Annotated in this window: 1 pseudogene; it reads right to left on the bottom strand. The window is 65.9% G+C overall.

Annotation, left to right across the window (positions count from 1 at the left end):
- Positions 1-223: pseudogene (locus tag E4K09_RS24385) on the bottom strand (multidrug effflux MFS transporter); the annotation flags it as partial.

Here is a 223-nt window from a genome sequence, read left to right on the forward strand (position 1 = left end):
ACCAGCGCGATCATCACGGCGCCGGTGCTGAGCTGCAGGGTGCCCATGAGCGCAGAAGCCGTTCCGGCGATCGATCCATGGTCCTCCAGCGCCAGCACCGCTGTCGAGGGACTGACATAGCCGAGGCAGCCGAAGGACAGGAACAGGAGACCCCAGAGGATGTAGGCGTTGTCGGCCCCGGCCACGGTCAGGATGAACAGCAGGGTCACCAGAGCCGCGAAGG

Origin of the sequence: Microvirga pakistanensis (assembly GCF_004458765.1) — a bacterium.
In the GTDB taxonomy this organism is placed as follows: Bacteria; Pseudomonadota; Alphaproteobacteria; order Rhizobiales; family Beijerinckiaceae; genus Microvirga; species Microvirga pakistanensis.